The organism is Pseudomonas sp. SB113 (assembly GCF_040754745.1).
In the GTDB taxonomy this organism is placed as follows: domain Bacteria; phylum Pseudomonadota; class Gammaproteobacteria; order Pseudomonadales; family Pseudomonadaceae; genus Aquipseudomonas; species Aquipseudomonas grimontii.
In genome coordinates this window covers 1-382 of the sequence record NZ_JBFMHW010000251.1, presented here as the reverse complement: position 1 = coordinate 382, position 382 = coordinate 1, and the positions used below count along the sequence as shown (strand labels likewise).

The 382-nt window shown below is 50.0% G+C and carries 1 protein-coding gene; it reads left to right on the top strand.

Annotation, left to right across the window (positions count from 1 at the left end; all coding sequences use genetic code 11):
- A partial coding sequence (locus AB1462_RS32430) for a hypothetical protein (RefSeq protein ID WP_367249226.1) occupies window positions 1-382 on the top strand: 382 nt, incomplete at both ends.

Sequence of the window (382 nt, the reverse complement as noted above, 5' to 3'; positions counted from 1 at the left end):
CTCTACCGTCGTTCAATCCGTGGAAACAACTTTGCCATTGTCGGCGGCAAAGGGTACCAACCTAAGAAAATCGACATTGGAGCATGGCGTTGGGCGTTCAATGCCTTTGCAGTAATCTATGTGTGTGTGACCATAATCGTACCTGTCGCCGGACTGGTAATGGTGTCATTCCTTCGCAGTCTGGGTCGTGGGTTCTCCGTAGATAACCTGACGACGCGGCACTACTACAACATTCTGTTTCGTGATGACCTAGCGTTCCGTTCGTTCATAAACAGCATGTTGTTGTCAATTTCGACAGCAGTCGTCGCTTCGCTGCTTGCGCTGGTTATTGCCTATCTGATCGTACGACGACGCAATATTCTGACCTCGGCCCTGGATTATC